Below are 17,939 nucleotides of genomic sequence, written 5' to 3'. Positions count from 1 at the left end.
CTACGGGTCAGGCCCGCTGCCACCACGCGGTCCGCGACTTGAGCTTCTCGATGTGCTGGCGAACGGCCCGGGAGGCCGCCGTCTCGATCACCGATTCGCGCTGGAGCCTCGGCACCCCCTGGGCGTGATCCCAAACCTTCATCTGCGCGGCCAGGGCCGATTTCAACGGCTCGATCTCGACCCGGTTTTCCTCGAGCCAATCGAGTGCGAACTTGATGGCATCACTGGTCAGTATCTCGCGGTTGGTCATGGGGCAGGTCAACTCGTCTGGTCGGGTGAGTGAATGGAGCCTGTCGGGCTCATTGGTGGCCCCGGCGGCAAAACGGTTCGCATCCTACCGAATTCGATAGCGAGACACACCCGCTCGATGACCGTTTCCTGACGTCGAGGGCCTTCAACCGGGCTAGACTCATCTAACAAATCGCCACCCCACTCGGCCACGGAGGAGCCCCTGTCAGCCATGTTTGGCCTACCCACACATCTGCCCCGGAAAGCGCCCCCCTCGCGAGTTACCGCGTTGATCGCCGCCGCATTCCTGCTGTTCGGCGTGGCGGTGGTTGGCAAGCCGGCAGGGGCCGATGACGCCTCGCCGCCCACCACCGAACAGATGCGCGACTGGATCGAGGCGATGAAAACCGCCCCGCGCGGGCCATTCGAGCGGATTCGCTGGTTCTGCGAGGACGGGGCCGTCCTGCCACCGAAACCGTATGCCTGCGGCGACCATGGCGGCGGCATCCAGCACGGGGAATGGAACGAGCGCACGCAGACCATACGCGCCCAGGGGTACCCGTTGGCCACCCTGCTTGCGGAACTCGAACCCGCCGACTACCCCGGCCCCAACGGGCAACACCAGGTACTACGCCAGATCCTGATCGAACGCTTCCTGGTCCGGGCCGATGACGGCTGGGTCTTCCGCCGAGCACGCTATTACCGCGGGGCGATCCAGATCGAGGACGAGGAGCGCCAGGCGCGCGCCCTGATGCTCGCCCTCGCCGGGGATCCCTGGTGGCACGACCCGGATCGCTTCCTGCTGCTGCGCGAGGCGACCCGCCTGTTGCCGGTCGATGGCGACCACCCGGCGGCAAGCCAGGCGCGCGATCTCGCCATCGAGATCGCCGAGGCCGCCCCGGACTTTCAGGACCTGCGAATCAAGTTGCACGGCATGCCGGATGCCGGTGACATCCAGCGGGTAACCGAGTTCGCCCGACAGAACGACGACCCGGCCCTAAACGCGCCACTGCAGAGGCTGGGCCGGGCACTCGAAGCCCTTTACGCCCCCCAGGCCGCCGTGGATCGCCTGCGGGCACTGGGCGGCCGCAGCCCCGATGCTGAGCTGCGCCGCTCTCTGCTCGAGGCCGCCGACCGTCTCGAGCAGAGCCAGACACTCACCGATCGGCTGACCACGACCGGGCAACTCGCACACCAGGTCCGCCAGCGCATCGAAGCGCCCACCAGTTCGCCGGAACAGAAGCTGCGCCTCCTGCAAGCCAGCCTGGCGCTCGAGCAGGAAGCCTTCGCGGTGGCCAGCCACCTGTTCGAGCGCAACCAGACCGATCCGGCCAGCCGCCACGAGCAGTTGACCTGGCTGCGCGCCCTGGGCGAAAGCTTGTATGGCACCGGCCTGCTGTCCGCCCGGCAATGGCAACAGCTCTCGGCGTCCATCGACGGACTCCTCGACGCCCCGCCCGTGGCGGCGTCGCGCTATGCCACCGAACTGGCCTACCTGGCGCGCACGCCCGGCTGGGCACAGCGAGCACTCGGGTTTCATTTCGATCTCGCCATCGACCGCTGGGCGGATCTCACCCCGCTGGTCGAACACTTCATCCCCGACCGGCTGCGTGACAGCCCGTTGCTGTTCTACAGCCGCCTGCTCGACGGACTGCGCAATGACGCCGGGCACCTGACCGACACACGGCATCACCTGTTCGGCCAGCCCCTTGCCACCGGGCTGCGACCGCTCAACCCCGGCCTGAGCCGTGGCGTGTTGCGCCCGGCACCGGCCGATGGCGAGCCGTTCGACCCCGAAGGCATCTACCTGCTACCCGAGACTACCGCCTCGCTCCCGCCGGTGGCCGGCATTCTCACTCGCGGAGCGGGCAACTCGCTCTCGCACGTCCAGCTACTGGCCCGCAATCTGGGCATTCCCAACGTGGTGGTCGACGAGGCGCTGCTCGATCGAATCGAGGCACATGTCGGCGAGCGGGTCGTGCTTGCGGTGAGCCCGGGTGGGCGCGTTGAACTGTCCACCGACGGCCCAAAGTGGCAGGAGGTTCTCGGCCGAGGGGAAGGCGAGCCGGAGCAGCGACCGGGGCAGCGAATCGAGCCGGACTGGAACAAGCTCGACCTGGAAAACGACACCCTGCGTGGACTCCACGGGTTGCGGGCCGACGCCTCCGGGCGCCAGGTTGGCCCCAAGGCGGCCAACCTGGGCGAGCTCGCGCACCACTACCCCGGGCAAGTAAGCGCCGGGCTGGCAATCCCGTTCGGCGTCTTCCGCCAACTGGTCGCCCGACCGTTCCGCCCCGGCGGCCCGACGGCCTTCGAGTGGCTCAAGCAGGAGTACGAACGCCTGGGCCGCATCGAGGATGCCCAGACCCGCACCGCGGCCACTACCGAGACGCTGGCCCGAATGCGGCACTGGATCGCGACGGCCGAATTGCCCAGCGGTTTTCGCGAGCGCTTGCGTGAGCGGCTGACCGAGACCTTCGGGTCGGCCGACACCACCGGCGTGTTCGTGCGCAGCGACACCAACGTCGAGGACCTGCCGGGTTTCAGCGGGGCTGGGCTCAATCGCACCGTCGCCAACGTGGTCGGCTTCGAGGCCATCATCGAGGCTATTCGCGAGGTGTGGGCCTCACCGTTCACCCAGCGCGCGCATGCCTGGCGCCAGGCACACATGGATGCCCCGCAACACGTCTACCCGGCGGTGTTGCTGCAGGCGACGGTGGCGGTGGACAAGTCGGGCGTGCTGGTCACCACCGACCTGGATACCGGCGACCGGCAGTGGCTGAGCATCGCGACCAGCGAGGGACTGGGCGGTGCTGTCGATGGACAGGCGGCCGAGGAGTTGCGGGTCCACCGGGAAAGCGGCGCCGTGCGGCTGCTCAGTCAGGCCACGGCCCCCACGCGACTGGCTGCGCGACCGGGGGGCGGTGTGGAGCGGATCGCCGCCGAGGGACCCGCCACCCTCCTCTCGACGGCGAATATCGACCGGCTGCGCCACCTGGCCGACGACGTCGAAGCCAGGGATATGCTGCCGGTCGACGACGCGGGGGACCGACCGGTGGCCGACATCGAATTCGGCTTTGTCGACGATCGACTGGCCCTGTTCCAGATTCGTCCGCTGGTGGAAAATCGATGGGCCCGGGCCAACGAACACCTCATCGCGCTGGATCGACCGCTGCGTGACGCCGATGTCCCGGCCGTCGACCTATCGCGACCACCCGGTCGATAGGCTCACCAGCCCTCCTTTCGCCTCCGACTGGCCTATGCTCGAATCATGAGTCCCTTTACGCGACAACCCCCTCCCCGCCCGGCCTTGGCCCCGGTGCTCTCCGTGGCACTGACTGCCCTGATCGGCTTGCTGCTGCCCACTACCCTGCCAGCCTATCCCCTCGATGCCGCCGAGGAGACCGGCATCGAACGCCTGGAGGGCTACCGCCTGGCCAACCAGGGGGAGATCGCCGGCAACCGGGTGCCGCCGGGGGCCCTGCTTGATAGCGAGCAGATCCGCCTGCGCCTGGCCGACCGTCCGGGCTTCGAATTGCCCGACACCGATGCCGCCCTGACGCGTCGCGTGATTGGCCTGCTGGGCCCCGAGGCATCCCGCTACAGCGTCAGCGTGCTCGACATCAGCGACCCGGATCGTCCCCGCTACGCCGAACACAACGGCCTGACCCGCCGCACGCCCGGCAGCGTCGGCAAGGTCATGCTGGCCACCGCGTTGCTGCAGGCGATTGCCGACCGCTACCCCGACGACATCGAGGCCCGACAGCGACTGCTGCGTGATACCCAGGTCACCGCGGACGAATTCATCCAGTGGGACAGTCACACGGTGCCCTTTTGGGATGGGGAGAATCGGCGTTTCAAGCGCCGCCCGCTGCGTGTCGGTGACACCGCGAACCTCTGGAGCTACCTCGACTGGGCGATGTCGGCCAGTTCGAACGCCGCGGCCAGCGCGGTGATGAAACAGCTGATGCTGCTGCACCACTTCGACGAGGACTATCCGGTGGCGCCGGAGCGAGAGGCCGAACTGTTCGACCGGCCACCCGCCGAGCGGCGCGACATCCTGCTCGAAGCCCTGGTCGAGCCCATCGCCCGCAACGGTCTGGATACCGAGCAGTTGCGCCAGGGGGCGTTCTTTACCAGCGGTGGCAAGGCGCGGGTCTCGGGCACCAACAGCCTGGGCACCACCCGGGAGTTGATGCGTCTGCTGGTCAAGATGGAGAAGGGGGAACTGGTCGACGAATGGTCGAGCCGGGAATTGAAGCGATTGCTGTACATGACCCAGCGGCGTATCCGCTACGCCTCGTCGCCGGCACTGAGCGATGCGGCGGTGTTCTTCAAGTCAGGATCACTCTACAAGTGTGACCGGGAGGCGAATCCGGACTGCGGCAAGTACCGCGGCAATGTGTACAACTACATGCACTCGGTCGCGATCGTCGAGCACCCGGCCGGCCACCCGGAACAGGTCTACCTGGTGACGATGACCTCCAACGTGCTCAACAAGAACTCGGCGGTGGCGCACCAGAGTTTCGCCACCCGCCTGCATCGCGTGATGGAGGCCAGGGAGGACTGATCGCTCAGCGCGCCGAGACCGATTCGAGTCCGGCCGTGCGGAGCGGTGCGTCCATGATCAAGCCATCAAGCTCGACGATCAGCCGCTTGAGCCACTCGCCACCGCTGGGATTCTGCGCCAGGCCCACGGCGATGTAGGTGCGACCGTCGTGCTCGACGATGGCGCTGTCGGCATGCCAGTCGCGCCAGGAACCAGACTTGCGGTAGATCTGCGCCTGCGGCGCCTCGGCGAGCAGGCCACCGACGAACTTGTGCGAGATGGCGGGTTCGCCGAGGATGCGCTTCATCTCGCGGGAGGATTGCGGCGAGACCAGCTCGCCCTTTTCGAGCAGGTAGTAGAACCGGGCGACCTGGAAGGCCGTCGCCCCGTGGGAGAGATGATGCAGCGGGTCGCGCTGATAGGCCGAACCCCGACCATATTCCTTGCCGACCCATAGACCGCCGTTGAGTGATTCGTCGTAGAGGCGATAGCGCGGCGAACGCAACAGCTCGTTGATGTAATCTCGACCCACCTTGCCGATCATGGCGGTGGCTGCGGTGTTCGACGAGTTGCGGATCATGCGGGTCATCAGGTCGCGGGTCTCGTCATCGAGAGTCAACGCGCCCTCGTCGACCCGCTGGAAGGCGGCGAGCAGGATCGCGATCTTGGGCAGGCTCGCCGCGTAGAGCATGGCATCGCCATTGACCTCGGCCAGTCGCGGCTGGTCCGGGTCAGTGACGTCCACCAACGCAACCGACAACTGGCCGGCCTCGACCGACTGGCCCAGGTGTAGGGCGTCCAACCGCTCTTCCAGTTGTGCCTGCAGGGCAGGATCGGTGGCCTCACGCAGTGCGACGGCATCCGCCGGCAGGGCGGCCTGCCCGACGCCTGCCCCGACCGACCAGAACAGAAAAACCAACGCCAACTGTCGCCACATGGCCACCTCCTGATCCGGCACATCCGGATGGAAAACAAAATTGCTCGGAACAATAACGCATTAATGCCGTAAAGTCATGGAGATAGTCCCGTCAAAGGAAGCACGTGAACCTGCTGACACGATCGAAACACCCTGACCCCGGTGGCCCCGGAGCCGAAAGCCCAGAGCCGACGGGTGGCGGTTCACGCCACCCGTGGCTGATGCGACGCGTTCTGCTGTTCACGAACTTCTTCCTGATCATCGCCGCGGTCTACCACCTCAAGCCGGCGAGCCGTTCGCTGTTCCTGACCGCGCTGGGTGCCGATGCCCTGCCCTACGTCTGGATTGCCACGGCAACGGCCCTGGCCCTGACCATCGGCATTTACCACCGCCTGATCGCACGCTATTCGCGCATCCACGTGGTTCTGGGCACCTGTGCGGTGGTGATCACGATACTGCTGGGGTTCTACCCGTTTCTCAACGGCAGTGGTTTCGCCGGGGCATTCGCCTTTTACGTGTTCGTCGACATGGTCAGCGTGATCCTGGTGGAACAGTTCTGGAGCCTGACCAACACGATCTTCTCCACTCGCGAGGGCAAGCGCTGGTACGGGTTCATCGCTACCGGCGGGCTGGTGGGCGGGGTCGCGGGCGGCATGGCCTCCAGTGCATGGATACGCCAGGCCGGACTGGAAACGATGGACCTGCTGCCGATCGCCGCGGCCATCATCGGCCTGATCGCCGGCCTGACCCTGCTGATGGGCCGCACTGGCCTCTACCGCGAGAAACCCGGCGTGACCAATCACGCCGCCCATACAACCGGCGACTGGCGGGCGATCCTGCGTCATCCCTACCTGTTGCTGATCGCGGGAATCCTGCTGCTGGCGCAGATCGCCGAGCCGATCATCGAATACCAGTTCATGAAGGTGGTCGAGGCGACCGTCACCGATCGCGACGCGCGCACAGCATATCTGGGCGCGTTCTTCGGCGTACTCAGCGCCGTGGCGATCGGCATCAATCTGCTGATCACGCCACTGGTGCATCGCTGGCTGGGGGTGCTCGGCGGCCTGTTCGCCCAACCGATCGCGGTCGTGGTCGGCAGTTTCGTGTACCTGTCGCAGGCCACCCTGCAGGCCGGGGCGTTTCTCAAGATCGCCGATCGCGGCCTCTCGTATTCGATCAACCGCGCCTCCAAGGAACTCCTGTACGTCCCCATCGAGCCATTGCTGATGTTCCGGGCCAAGGCCTGGATCGACATGTTCGGTTACCGGCTGTTCAAGGTGGCCGGCTCGCTGCTGATCCTGTTGCTGACTCAGTGGCTGCCATGGCCATTGGAGGCCACGCAACTCGCCTGGGTGGTCGTCGCCATCTGTCTGCTGTGGATGGCCGCCCTCACCCAGTTGGGGAGCCGGTATCGCAACATCCTCGACCGGGCCGAGGCACTGGGGGAGACCCGCTGAAATTGGCGCCCCAGTAAAAAGCCCGACGACTGGTAAGTCGTCGGGCCTGTGGGGAATCCGGCATTGCCCGCGAATCGACGCAACGTCCCTACCGATCAGCCCTCGGGTCGTTTCTGCGCGAAATGGCCGGTGAACTCCTGGAAGGCGTTGGTCAGCTCGATCGGCAAGGGGAAGAAAACCGAACTGGTCTTGCCGTTGGTGGACATGTCCGCCATGGTCTGCAGGTAGCGCAACTGCAGCGCCGCCGGGCTGTCCTTCATCATGTCGGCGGCCTGCACCAGCTTCTCGGCGGCCTGCAGTTCGCCCTCGGCGTGGATAACCTTGGCCCGCCGCTCGCGCTCGGCCTCCGCCTGGCGGGCGATCGCGCGGATCATGGACTCGTCGAGGTCGACATGCTTGATCTCGACGTTGGCCACCTTGATGCCCCAGGCATCGGTCTGCTGATCGAGGATGCCCTGGATATCGTTGTTGAGCTTGTCGCGCTCGGAGAGCATCTCGTCGAGATCATGCTTGCCGAGCACCGACCGCAACGTGGTCTGAGCCAGCTGGCTGGTGGCCTGGTTGTAATTCTCCACCTGGATCACGGCGCGCTCGGGGTCGACGACGCGGAAGTAGAGCACCGCGTTGACCCGGACGGTGACGTTGTCCTGCGAGATCACGTCCTGGCTCGGCACGTCCAGCGTGATGATCCGCAGGTCGACCTTGACCATCTGCTGGATCACCGGAATGACGATGATCAGGCCCGGCCCCTTCACGCGCTGGAACCGGCCCAGGAAGAACACCACGCCACGCTCGTACTCGCGCAGCACGCGCAACGACATGGCGATGAGCGCGACCAGCACGATCAGCGGTACGATCAGAAATCCGAAATTGCCCAGCATCTGTCTTCCCTCCATGGGCCCGACGGCCCGTGATAATGGCCTACTCGATTGGTTCGACGGTCAGGCGCAGGCCGTCAATCGCCACCACCCGCACGGCCTGACCGGCTCGTACCGGGCGGCGGCTGTCCGCCGTCCACAACTCGCTGTGGACGAACACCCGGCCCGTGCTCTCGAAATCTTCCTTGGCGATCCCCTGCATGCCGATCATCTCCTCGTAACCGGTCGCCGGGCGTCTGCGTCGCACGTCGAGAAAACGTCCCAGCACCCAGATCGAGAAACCGGCGATCGCAATCGCGACGCCGATGATCAAGGGCAATGCCACATTCAGGTTGGGGTCGTCCCAAAGCATGATGGATCCTGCGGTGAAGGCGGCGAGACCGCCGATGCCGAGCGCGCCGAAACTGGGCACGAACGCCTCGGCGATCATGAAGATGATACCGAGCAGGATCAGCGCCAGACCGGCATAGTTCAGCGGCATGACCTGCAGGGCGAAGAAGGCCAAGATCAGGGCAATCGAACCGATCGTCCCCGGCACGATCGCGCCGGGGTTGGCCAGCTCGAAGATGATGCCGTAGATCCCGATCAGAAGCAGGATATAGGCGATATTGGGGTTGGTGATCAACGCCAGGAGCTTGGCGCGCCAGTCCGGGTCCTGGCGGACCACCTCGATGTCCTGCGTCGACAGCGTCCGGCTCGTGCCGTTGACCATCACCTCGCGGCCGTCGAGCTGCACCAGGAGGTCGGAAAGGTCCTCGGCCACCACGTCGATGACATTGCGCTCGAGCGCCTCGCGCGCCCCGAGGTTGAAGCCTTCACGTACTGCCGACTCGGCCCAGTCGGCATTGCGATCGAAACGTTCCGCCAAGCCGCGAATGTACGCCACCGCATCCTCTAGCACCTTGCGCTCCATGGCATCGCCACCGCGACGCGGGGTATCGCCAGCATCCTCGCCACCGTCACTCGACTCGGCAGCCTTCTCGTCGCCACCCTCACCCGCGTCCTCGGGCGGTGTCATGCCGGGCAATCCGCCACCACCCATCTGCACCGGTGTGGCCGAACCGAGATTAGTCGACGGGGTCATCGCTGCAATATGCGAGCCGTAGAGGATGTAGGTACCGGCACTGGCGGCGCGCGCGCCGGCCGGATGGACATAGCTCACCACCGGCACATCCGATTGCAGGATGGCCTGGATCATCGAACGCATGCTGGTATCGAGCCCGCCGGGGGTGTCGAGCTGCAGCACGACCAGCTCGGCACGGCGCTCTTCGGCCGACTCGATGCCGCGGATCACGTAGTCGGCAGTCGCCGGGGTGATCGCGTCCTGCACCGTCAGTAGCACGGCCTCGCGTCCCCCTTGCTGTGCCGCGGCCACCGCCAGCCAGATCAACCCGGCCAGGATGAACAGCGGCCATTCCAGCCGGCGCAAGGCAACGCGAGATGGACGTTTTGGAAGCGCAACCTGCATGGGGACTCCCCCTTCCCATCCGGCAATGGACGGCGTCTACTGCCGGGGCATGCCAACAGCATAGGTCATTGGCCGGCCCCGAACAGCCCGGGCAGCCGGGTCGGCACCCACCACGAGAAAGGCCGCCCCATGGGCGGCCCTCGCAGGTCACGGCGGGCTGGTCTCGGTCGCTCGGCTCGGCGATCAGCCGCCGGTCATCGACATGAAGCGGATCACCTTCTCCGGCTTTTCCGTGAACTCGTGACGTTCGGGCTTCAAGGCGATCGCCTGCATCAGCGCCTCCTTGAGCTCGTCGTCGGGAATGCCCTTTCGCAGAAGCGGGCGGAAGGAGAAGCTCTCTTCCTGGCCGAGGCACATGTACATGGTGCCGTCGCAGGACAGGCGCACGCGGTTGCATGTCTCACAGAAATGCTCGGACATCGGGGTAATGAAACCGACCATGGTGTCGGTACCGGCCACCTGCAGGTAGCGCGCCGGGCCGGCGCCGGTGACCGAGTTGACCGCCGGGATCAGGTCGTACTTCGCCTTGAGACGCTTTTTGACGTCCTGCAGGCTGACGTAGTGATCAATCGCGTCACGGCCGGTCTCGCCCATCGGCATGGTCTCGATCATCCGCAGGGTAAAGCCGTTGTCGATGCAGTAATCGAGCAGGTCCTCGACGTCGTACTCGTTGATGCCCTTCATCACGACCGCGTTGATCTTGATCGGCGAGAATCCGGCGGCCTTCGCGGCGGCCAGTCCATCGAGGACCTTGTCCACCTTCCCCTTGGTGATCGACTTGAAGCGCTCGGGGTCGAGGGTATCGAGACTGACGTTGATGCGGTCGGCGCCGGCGGCCTTGAGGGACTCGGCCATCTTGTTCATGCGCGTGGCATTGGTCGATAGTGAGACGTCCTCGATGCCGGGCAACGCCGCCACCCGACCGACGATATCCTCGATGCCTTTGCGCACCAGTGGCTCGCCGCCGGTAATGCGCACGTGGGACAGACCCATGTCCGCCATCACTCCCAGCAGGCGCTCGATCTCGTCGGGCGTCAACCAGTGCTCTGGCACCTCGAAGTCCTTGAAGCCCTCGGGCATGCAATAGAAACAGCGCAGGTCGCAACGGTCCGTTACGGACAGCCGCAGGTAGTTGATGGAGCGGCCAAACGGGTCGGTCAACTGCTGCATTTTCTCGTCAGCCCTTGCCTGGACCATGCCGACATCCGAGTGGCATGGGTGTCTTCAACGTGCGCGGCGGGCGTGGCAGCCCGCCGCGCGGGAAATGGGGCCCGGTCGGGACCGAGGGGTCGGAATCGCCCTCGACCGGGGCCTGCTCTGCAGGAGCAAGTGAAGCGTGCGTCATGTTCACTTGGACATAACGGTATCAGCCGCGCTCGAAAATGCAAGCGTTATGGCGGGAAAAACCGAACGCATCTACCGCCATCGCACCCAGCACGGGCATCGGGCGTCAGGACGCGGCGCCCACCTGCCAGTGACCGCTCTTGCCGCCGCGCTTTTCCAGCAGACGCGTCTGCTCGATCACCATGCCGCGATCAACCGCCTTGCACATGTCATACAGGGTCAGCGCGGCCACCGATGCCGCCGTCAGCGCCTCCATCTCCACGCCGGTCTGACCGGTCACCGCGCATTCGGCCGTGATGTGAACGGCGTGCCGATCGGGTTCGGGGGTGAGCTCGACCTTCACCTTGGTCAACATCAGCGGGTGGCACATCGGGATCAGATCACCGGTGCGCTTGGCCGCCATGATCCCGGCGATCCGCGCCGTGGCCAGCACGTCGCCCTTCTTGTGACCGCCCGACAGGATTAGCTCCAGGGTCTCCGGCTGCATGACGATACGCGACTCGGCCACGGCGACTCGCTGGGTGTGCGCCTTGTCGCCGACGTCGACCATGCGGGCCTCGCCCTTCTCGTCCAGGTGCGTCAGTGTGCGGCTCATAGGCCAATCTCCTTGAAGGCGGTGTATTCGACCGGATCGCCGGCGGCTAGACGCTCATCGGGCGGGATCAACGCGAGGCCATCGGCCCAGGCAAGCGAACTGAGCAACCCCGAGTTCTGGTCCGGGTAGGGTTCGAGCATCAATCGGCCCTCGACCTCGATGCGGCGCACCCGGATGTACTCCGGTCGATCACCGCCCTGACGTGCAGCGACCAGCGGCAACCACTGCGTCGGCCAGGCACCCGGATCGGCCTGGCCGGCCAACCGGTCAATCGCCAGGCGCACGAATCGCAGGTAGGTAACGAAGGTGGAGACCGGGTTACCCGGTAGACCAAGAAACGGCGTGCCCCGCACCTCGCCAATCGCCAGTGGCTTGCCCGGCTTGAGGAAAATGCGCCAATGATCGATGCGCCCCAGCGCTTCGACGCCGGCACGCACCAGGTCGGCCTCGCCCACCGACACGCCGCCGGAGGTGACGATCAGGTCGGCCTGTGCCGCCTCCCGCAATTGGGTATCGATCACCTCGCGGTCGTCCGGCAGGCAGGCACGCTGGACGATCTCGACCCCGGCGGCACGCAGCAGCGCCTCGAGCATCGGCCCGTTGGCGTCATAGATCTTGCCCGGTGCAAACGGGTCACCCGGTGCCAACAGCTCGTCGCCGGTGGTCAGCAGCGCAACCCGCACCCGCCGGCGGACCGACACCGTGGCTTCGCCAGTGCTGGCGATCAGCCCCATCTGCGGGACGCTGATGCGCGTGCCGGATTCGAGCAGCACCTGCCCTTCGCGCGTATCGGCCCCGGTGGCACGCACGCCGGCACCGATCGACAGATCCTCGAGCCAACGCGCCTGACCCGCATTGATCTCGACCGACTCCTGCGCAATCACGGTGTCCGCGCCCTTCGGCAACAGGGCGCCGGTGAAGATGCGCATGGCGGTGCCGGACTTGAGGGTTGCCGGCGCGTCGCCGGCGAACTGTTTGCCTTCCACGGGCAACGACTCGCCGGTCACCAACGGCCCGGCCACCGCGTAACCGTCAAACAGGCTCAACGGCGCAATCGGGACGTCACGGGGGGCGGCCAACGATTCGGCTAGGACGCGGCCAACCGACTCGAGCACGCGCACCTGCTCAACCTCTGCCAGTGGCTCGATCCACTCGCTCAGCCGTTTAATGACGTCCTCGACGGATTCCACGCAACCTTCTCCTCAGTCGAAATCGGCAAACCAGCGCCGGCGGGCAGCCTCGTCGCTCTCGCGCGCATCCACCCAGCGGGTGTTGCCCTCGGGGTCGACCTCCTTCTTCCAGAACGGCGCGTGGGTCTTGAGGTAGTCCATGATGAAGGTACAGGCATCGAGCGCATCGGCTCGGTGGGCACTGGCGACCGCGACCAGCACGATCTGATCCGTGGGCCGAAGATGACCCACGCGGTGAACGATGCTCACGCCGGCTAATGGCCAACGCGAAATCGCCTCATCGGCCACGCGCTCAAGGGCGCGCTCGGTCATGCCCGGGTAATGCTCGAGGACGAGATCGCTGACCTCCAGGTCATCGTTTATATCGCGCACGGTGCCGAGAAAACTGGCAACCGCCCCGACATGGGCGCATTGCGAGCGCAATTCGCCTAGGACACCGCCAATGTCGAAATCGGCTTCTTGGACACGGATGGAACGGAACACGGTGGAGGTCGCTGCCCTATTGGATATTTCCAGCAAACTATAACGACCCAGATGCCTAGCGCCAAGGATGAAACACGTCAGCCGCATGCGGGCGCGGTCCCCAATCCCTTTGGCAACACGCGAACCGATCGGGCTGATACCCCATTAAATGTTCGAACCCGCACGCGGTTGTTAATTAGAACCCTCTGATGTAGATTGCTGCCGGTTCAATTTTTTGATCGGGCCATCGATCGGGGAACCCTGTTCGGATTGACCCGGCTTGAAGACCCATGAACAATAGCGGGTCATTGTCGACATCGGCGAGCCGCCGGCATGTCCTCAAAAACACGCGTCTTTCGGTTGTCGGAGAACCGGGGGGCACGGAATGGATCGAATTTACGTTGATCCGACCAATTGCCTACGATGCAGGAGTGAGCAATGTCAGAAACCACACTTGATCAGACGCCGCAGAGCGATGCCCGCGAGGGCGTGGCTTCCAGCGACCGTCGCAAATTCCTCCGCAAGAGCGTCGCGCTCGCGGCAACCGGCGCTGCAGCTGCAGCCGCCGGCAATGCCTACGGCGACGTCGACCTGGAGACCGTGAAGGAGCCGCTGGAAGACGGTCCGACTCGCAACATTCTCGGCCGTGGCGTCGTGTCCGTTCCTTACGGCATGCCGTCCAAGTTCGAGAAGGACGTGGTTCGCCGCAACGTCAGCTGGCTGACCGCCGACACCGTCGCGTCGATCAGCTTCACCCCGTGGCAGGATCTCAACGGCATCATCACGCCGAACGGTCTGCACTTCGAGCGTCATCACGCCGGTGCCGTCGACGTCGACCCGGAGACCCACCAGCTGGTCATCCACGGCATGGTCGACAAGCCGATGATCTTCTCGATGGATGATCTGAAGCGCATGCCGTCGCACACCGCCATCCACTTCCTCGAGTGCCCGGCCAACGGTGCAATGGAATGGCGCGGCGTCCAGATGGACTCCATGCAATTCACCCACGGCATGATGAGCTGCTCGGAGTGGACCGGCGTCAAGCTGACTGACCTGATGGAATACGTCGGCGTCGATCCGAAGTCGACCTGGCTGTACGCCGAAGGCACCGACGGCTCGGCCCTGCAGCGCTCCATCCCGATGGAAGGCGCCAAGGACCAGTTCGGCGAGCCGCTCCCGGCCGACAGCTGCGAGATGTACAAGGACGCCATGATCGCCTACGCCCAGAACGGCGAAGCGCTGCGTCCGGAAAACGGCTACCCGATCCGCTTCCTGCTCCCGGGCTGCGAAGCGAACATGTCGATCAAGTGGCTGCGCCGCATCAAGTTCGTCGACAAGCCGCTGGTTACCTACCAGGAGACTCGTCACTACATCGAGCCGCTGCCGGATGGCACCATCCGCCAGTTCACCCTGGTCAACGAAGCCAACTCGGTCATCAACTACCCGTGCCCGGATTACCAGATGAAAGGCAAGGGTGCCTACGAGATCCGCGGCATTGCCTGGTCGGGCCGTGGCAAGGTCGCTCACGTCGACGTCTCCGTCGATGGCGGCAAGAACTGGCAGGAGGCCGAACTGGTCGAGCCCGTACTGAGCAAGTGCGTGACCAAGTTCAAGCTCCCGTTCGAGTGGAAGGGTGACGAGCATCTGATCATGAGCCGTGTCACCGACGAGACTGGCTACGTTCAGCCGACCCTGATGCAACTGCGCAAGGTTCGCGGCTTCAACAGCATCTACCACAAGAACTCCATTCAGGCCTGGAAAATCGAGAAGACCGGCGAGGTGAAGAATGTCCAAATTGAAAACTTCTAAGTTCGGGCTGGGTCTCGCGGCCGGTGCCATGGCCCTTGGCCTGAGCACCGCCGGCATCGCAGCCGAGCACGCCAGTGGCTTTAACGGCATCGGCAAGAACATTACAGACAAGGCCATCGAGCCGTGGGACATCAGTGTGTTCTACGACGGCACCAACCTGCCGAAAGGCTCCGGTTCGGTCGCCGACGGTGAGCAGCCGTACCAGGCCCAGTGCGCCATGTGTCACGGTGACTTCGGCGAAGGTGCCGAGGGCTACCCGAAGATGGCCGGCGACCCGATGCCGCAGTTCATCAACTCCCTCAAGCAGGGTCTGGACGGCGTCGGCAACCGTGGTGTCAACAACGCTTGGGGCCACGCCCCGACGCTGTTCGACATGATCAAGCGTCACATGCCGTTCTACGCACCGGGCACCATGGGCGTTGACGAGTCCTACGCCGTCACCTGCTACGTGCTGAACCTGGGCGGCATCGTCGACATGGACTTCACCTGCAGCGACGAGACGCTGGCCGACGTTGAAATGCCGTCCGCTGAGTACTTCGTGACCGACACCCGTCCGGACACGAACAATCAGCGCTGCATGAGCGACTGCACCGACGAAGAGCCGGAAGTCGTCTACTCTGCTGTCGAGGGCGTGAGCGGCTAAACACCGCACCGACCTTCTGCCCAAGCAGAAACGACCAGCCCCGCCATCCGGCGGGGCTTTTTTGTGGCTGACGGATAATCCAGTGGCTCTTGTCTCCATGGAGGCGCTATCGACATCCCCGACGCACCACAGTGATGCGCGAAACCTACCGGCTCACTGCCGGATGCTTTGGCCATCCACAACGAAAAAGACCTCGCCTAGGCGAGGTCTTCGGGAGGGCTCCGTAATCGGGAGCTTACTTCATGAAGCCGAGAATCGCGTTGCGCACCGAGTCGATGTCGGCATCGATGGTCACCATCGTCGCCTTCTCGACACCCGGCATGTCACCGGTGCACTGCGCGATGGCCGTATCCGGGTCCTTCAGGCCGTTACCGGTCAAGGTCAGGACGATGCTCGAGCCGTCCTGGATCTTGCCGGCCTCGAGGTCATTGATCAGGCCAGCCAGTGAGGCGGCCGACGCCGGCTCGCAGAAGATGCCCTCGTGCTGGGTCAGCATGCGCTGGGCGGCCAGAATTTCGGCGTCGGAGACCTCGGCGAACCAACCGCCGGACTCCTCCATCACCTTCCAGGCACGATCCCAGCTCTGCGGGTGGCCGATGCGGATGGCCGTGGCAACCGTGTCCGGATCGTCGACCATCTCGCCACGCATGAAGGGTGCCGAACCGCTGGCCTGGTAGCCGACCATCTTGGGCCGATTGCCACCCGAGCCGCCGCCAGCAAACGGGCATTTGCCGTTGCAGTAGGCACAGGATTCGGTCACGTGGTCTCCCGACGTGGCCGAGAACTCGCAGTAACCGATCCAGTGCGCGGTAATATTACCCGCGTTGCCTACCGGCAGGCAGTGGTAATCGGGTGCGCGCCCCAGCTCCTCGATAATCTCGAAGGCGGCGGTTTTCTGGCCCTGCAGGCGGTACGGGTTCACCGAGTTAACTATGGTCACCGGCGCCTCTTCGGCGACTTCCTTGACCAGACGCATGCCGTCATCAAAGTTGCCGCGGATCTGCAGGATGGTCGCGCCATACATCATGGCCTGCGCCATCTTGCCCATGGCGATCTTGCCATCGGGGATGATGACGAAGGCGGTGATGCCGGCACGCGCGGCGTAGGCGGCAGCTGCCGCCGATGTGTTGCCGGTCGAGGCGCAGATAATGGCCTTGGAGCCCTCTTCCACCGCCTTGGTGACCGCCATGGTCATGCCGCGGTCCTTGAACGAGCCTGTCGGGTTGAGCCCCTCGTACTTGACGTAGATATCGACAGAGCGCCCCAGAACCTTCGGCAGGTTGTGCAGGCGGATCAGCGGGGTGGCGCCCTCGCCCAGGCTGATCAGGCGGGTGTCGTCGGACAGCGGCAGACGGTCACGGTACCGGTCCAGCAGACCGGTGTAGCGGCTTTGATGCGTCATGGGAATCTCACTTGGAATGACGCGCCGCCTGGCTGGCCCCTGATTCGGGCCACGGCCTGGCGGCGAGCAGATGATTTGCTGGCATTTTACCCTGCCAACCCGCAACTGTCAGGGGGCGGGTTGGCGATGAGGCGCCTTGGTAACGCGAAGGTCGCCCTTGATCGAGCCGAGGCCGGCCCCGGGCCGAGCGGGGCCCTGCCCCTAGCCCGCCTTGGTCCGGCAGAGCATCTGATCCTCGCCACTGAGGATCTGCTTGAGGATCCGGCGCGCCTGACGCATCGAGGTGGAAAGCGTCTTCTCGATTTCCTTCATCGAGACGGTCTCGCCGTCGTGCACCCCGGCTGCCCAGTTGGCGACGACATTCAGGCTGGCGTAATCGATGCCGGCCTCGCGCGCCAGCACCGCCTCGGGCATGCCGGTCATGCCGACCACGTCGCAGCCGTCGCGCTCCAACCGCCGGATCTCGGCGGCGGTCTCCAGCCGCGGTCCCTGTGTCGCGCCGTAGGTACCGCCATCGACCATCGGCAGGTCCAGCGCTCGACCGGCCGAGAGAAACGCCTCGCGCAGGGAGGCATCGTAGGGATAAGTAAAGTCGACGTGAGTCACCGAGTCGAGGTCGCCTTCATAGTAGGTCGACGGACGTCCCCAGGTGTAATCGATCAGCTGATCGGGCACCACCAGCGCACCCGGCCCCATGTCCGGGTGAATCCCGCCGACGGCGGCCACCGCCAGAATGCGGCTAACCTCGAGCTCTCGTAGCGCCCAGATGTTCGCGCGGTAATTGACCTGGTGCGGTGGGATACGGTGGTTGTAGCCATGACGCGGCAGGAAGACCACCTGGCAGCCCTGCATCCGGCCAATGGTCACCGGCCCGGAAGGCTCACCGAATGGTGTGGGAACCACCTGGTGGCGCACCTCGTCGATCCCCTCGATCTGGGAGAGTCCTGTCCCGCCGATGATTGCCAGATGCACGTCCGTCCTCCCGTCGATTCAAGTCA

General features: G+C 65.0%; 15 protein-coding genes. 5 read left to right on the top strand and 10 right to left on the bottom strand.

From position 1 onward, the window contains the following. Positions 1-7: 7 nt before the first annotated feature. Entirely contained in the window at positions 8-250 is a 243-nt protein-coding gene (locus tag D5687_RS00875; RefSeq protein ID WP_125197861.1) for a hypothetical protein, read from the bottom strand. Positions 251-517: 267 nt separating this feature from the next. On the opposite strand from D5687_RS00875, the gene D5687_RS00870 reads away from it, so the two are divergent. After that, positions 518-3,454 (top strand): PEP/pyruvate-binding domain-containing protein, encoded by a 2,937-nt coding sequence (locus D5687_RS00870; RefSeq protein WP_158611702.1) that lies wholly within the window; start codon positions 518-520, stop codon positions 3,452-3,454. Between the two features lie 102 nt (positions 3,455-3,556). After that, positions 3,557-4,798, top strand: a complete 1,242-nt coding sequence (locus D5687_RS00865) for a serine hydrolase (protein ID WP_240031376.1) — start codon at positions 3,557-3,559, stop codon at positions 4,796-4,798. A 4-nt stretch (positions 4,799-4,802) separates the two neighbouring features. Here the strand turns inward: D5687_RS00865 and D5687_RS00860 are convergent, their stop codons facing one another. Next, positions 4,803-5,714, bottom strand: coding sequence for a serine hydrolase (locus D5687_RS00860; RefSeq protein WP_125197859.1), 912 nt, complete (start codon positions 5,712-5,714; stop codon positions 4,803-4,805). A 200-nt stretch (positions 5,715-5,914) separates the two neighbouring features. Between D5687_RS00860 and D5687_RS00855 the strand changes: the two genes are divergently transcribed. Next, complete coding sequence (locus D5687_RS00855; RefSeq protein WP_125197858.1) at positions 5,915-7,150, top strand: Npt1/Npt2 family nucleotide transporter; 1,236 nt, start codon at positions 5,915-5,917, stop codon at positions 7,148-7,150. A 95-nt stretch (positions 7,151-7,245) separates the two neighbouring features. On the opposite strand, the gene D5687_RS00850 is transcribed toward D5687_RS00855, so the two are convergent. The 6 genes from D5687_RS00850 to D5687_RS00825 all read right to left on the bottom strand — a co-directional run bounded on the left by D5687_RS00850 (position 7,246) and on the right by D5687_RS00825 (position 13,108). Continuing rightward, complete coding sequence (locus D5687_RS00850) at positions 7,246-8,031, bottom strand: slipin family protein (RefSeq protein ID WP_370271284.1); 786 nt, start codon at positions 8,029-8,031, stop codon at positions 7,246-7,248. A gap of 40 nt (positions 8,032-8,071) precedes the next feature. Beyond that, entirely contained in the window at positions 8,072-9,496 is a 1,425-nt protein-coding gene (locus D5687_RS00845) for a nodulation protein NfeD (protein ID WP_125197857.1), read from the bottom strand. A gap of 183 nt (positions 9,497-9,679) precedes the next feature. Next, on the bottom strand, positions 9,680-10,693 hold the full coding sequence (gene moaA / locus D5687_RS00840; RefSeq protein ID WP_370271283.1) for a GTP 3',8-cyclase MoaA: 1,014 nt from the start codon (positions 10,691-10,693) through the stop codon (positions 9,680-9,682). A 253-nt stretch (positions 10,694-10,946) separates the two neighbouring features. Further along, the gene (gene moaC / locus D5687_RS00835) at positions 10,947-11,435 is read right to left on the bottom strand and encodes a cyclic pyranopterin monophosphate synthase MoaC (RefSeq protein ID WP_125197855.1); all 489 of its coding nucleotides are present in this window, start codon (positions 11,433-11,435) and stop codon (positions 10,947-10,949) included. Beyond that, the gene (gene glp / locus D5687_RS00830; RefSeq protein ID WP_125197854.1) at positions 11,432-12,625 is read right to left on the bottom strand and encodes a gephyrin-like molybdotransferase Glp; all 1,194 of its coding nucleotides are present in this window, start codon (positions 12,623-12,625) and stop codon (positions 11,432-11,434) included. The genes moaC and glp overlap by 4 nt, the downstream gene beginning before the upstream one ends. A gap of 12 nt (positions 12,626-12,637) precedes the next feature. Next, positions 12,638-13,108: a molybdenum cofactor biosynthesis protein MoaE gene (locus tag D5687_RS00825; RefSeq protein ID WP_240031375.1), complete on the bottom strand. Its 471-nt coding sequence runs from the start codon at positions 13,106-13,108 to the stop codon at positions 12,638-12,640. 417 nt (positions 13,109-13,525) lie between these two features. Here D5687_RS00825 and soxC point away from each other — a divergent pair, with 417 nt between their 5' ends. Continuing rightward, on the top strand, positions 13,526-14,896 hold the full coding sequence (gene soxC / locus D5687_RS00820; RefSeq protein WP_125197852.1) for a sulfite dehydrogenase: 1,371 nt from the start codon (positions 13,526-13,528) through the stop codon (positions 14,894-14,896). Continuing rightward, on the top strand, positions 14,874-15,539 hold the full coding sequence (locus tag D5687_RS00815) for a c-type cytochrome (protein ID WP_125197851.1): 666 nt from the start codon (positions 14,874-14,876) through the stop codon (positions 15,537-15,539). The genes soxC and D5687_RS00815 overlap by 23 nt, the downstream gene beginning before the upstream one ends. A 235-nt stretch (positions 15,540-15,774) precedes the next feature. Here D5687_RS00815 and thrC read toward each other — a convergent pair whose 3' ends face one another. Together thrC and D5687_RS00805 are read right to left on the bottom strand one after the other, a co-directional pair. Next, positions 15,775-16,941, bottom strand: coding sequence for a threonine synthase (gene thrC / locus D5687_RS00810; RefSeq protein ID WP_125197850.1), 1,167 nt, complete (start codon positions 16,939-16,941; stop codon positions 15,775-15,777). A gap of 201 nt (positions 16,942-17,142) precedes the next feature. Continuing rightward, entirely contained in the window at positions 17,143-17,913 is a 771-nt protein-coding gene (locus D5687_RS00805; RefSeq protein ID WP_125197849.1) for an S-methyl-5'-thioinosine phosphorylase, read from the bottom strand. Between the last annotated feature and the right edge of the window lie 26 nt (positions 17,914-17,939).

Source organism: Guyparkeria sp. SCN-R1, assembly GCF_003932495.1.
Lineage (GTDB): Bacteria > Pseudomonadota > Gammaproteobacteria > Halothiobacillales > Halothiobacillaceae > Guyparkeria.
The sequence above is the reverse complement of the archived record's forward strand: the minus strand, read 5'-3'. Positions and strand labels throughout refer to the sequence as shown.

Bases quoted from the DNA above. Each gene is read 5' to 3' on its own strand.
- D5687_RS00875 (WP_125197861.1), bottom strand. From the start codon at position 250: ATGACCAACCGCGAGATACTGACCAGTGATGCCATCAAGTTCGCACTC.
- D5687_RS00860 (WP_125197859.1), bottom strand. From the start codon at position 5,714: ATGTGGCGACAGTTGGCGTTGGTTTTTCTGTTCTGGTCGGTCGGGGCA.
- D5687_RS00855 (WP_125197858.1), top strand. From the start codon at position 5,915: ATGCGACGCGTTCTGCTGTTCACGAACTTCTTCCTGATCATCGCCGCG.
- D5687_RS00850 (WP_370271284.1), bottom strand. From the start codon at position 8,031: ATGCTGGGCAATTTCGGATTTCTGATCGTACCGCTGATCGTGCTGGTC.
- D5687_RS00845 (WP_125197857.1), bottom strand. From the start codon at position 9,496: ATGCAGGTTGCGCTTCCAAAACGTCCATCTCGCGTTGCCTTGCGCCGG.
- moaA (WP_370271283.1), bottom strand. From the start codon at position 10,693: ATGGTCCAGGCAAGGGCTGACGAGAAAATGCAGCAGTTGACCGACCCG.
- moaC (WP_125197855.1), bottom strand. From the start codon at position 11,435: ATGAGCCGCACACTGACGCACCTGGACGAGAAGGGCGAGGCCCGCATG.
- soxC (WP_125197852.1), top strand. From the start codon at position 13,526: ATGTCAGAAACCACACTTGATCAGACGCCGCAGAGCGATGCCCGCGAG.
- D5687_RS00815 (WP_125197851.1), top strand. From the start codon at position 14,874: ATGTCCAAATTGAAAACTTCTAAGTTCGGGCTGGGTCTCGCGGCCGGT.
- thrC (WP_125197850.1), bottom strand. From the start codon at position 16,941: ATGACGCATCAAAGCCGCTACACCGGTCTGCTGGACCGGTACCGTGAC.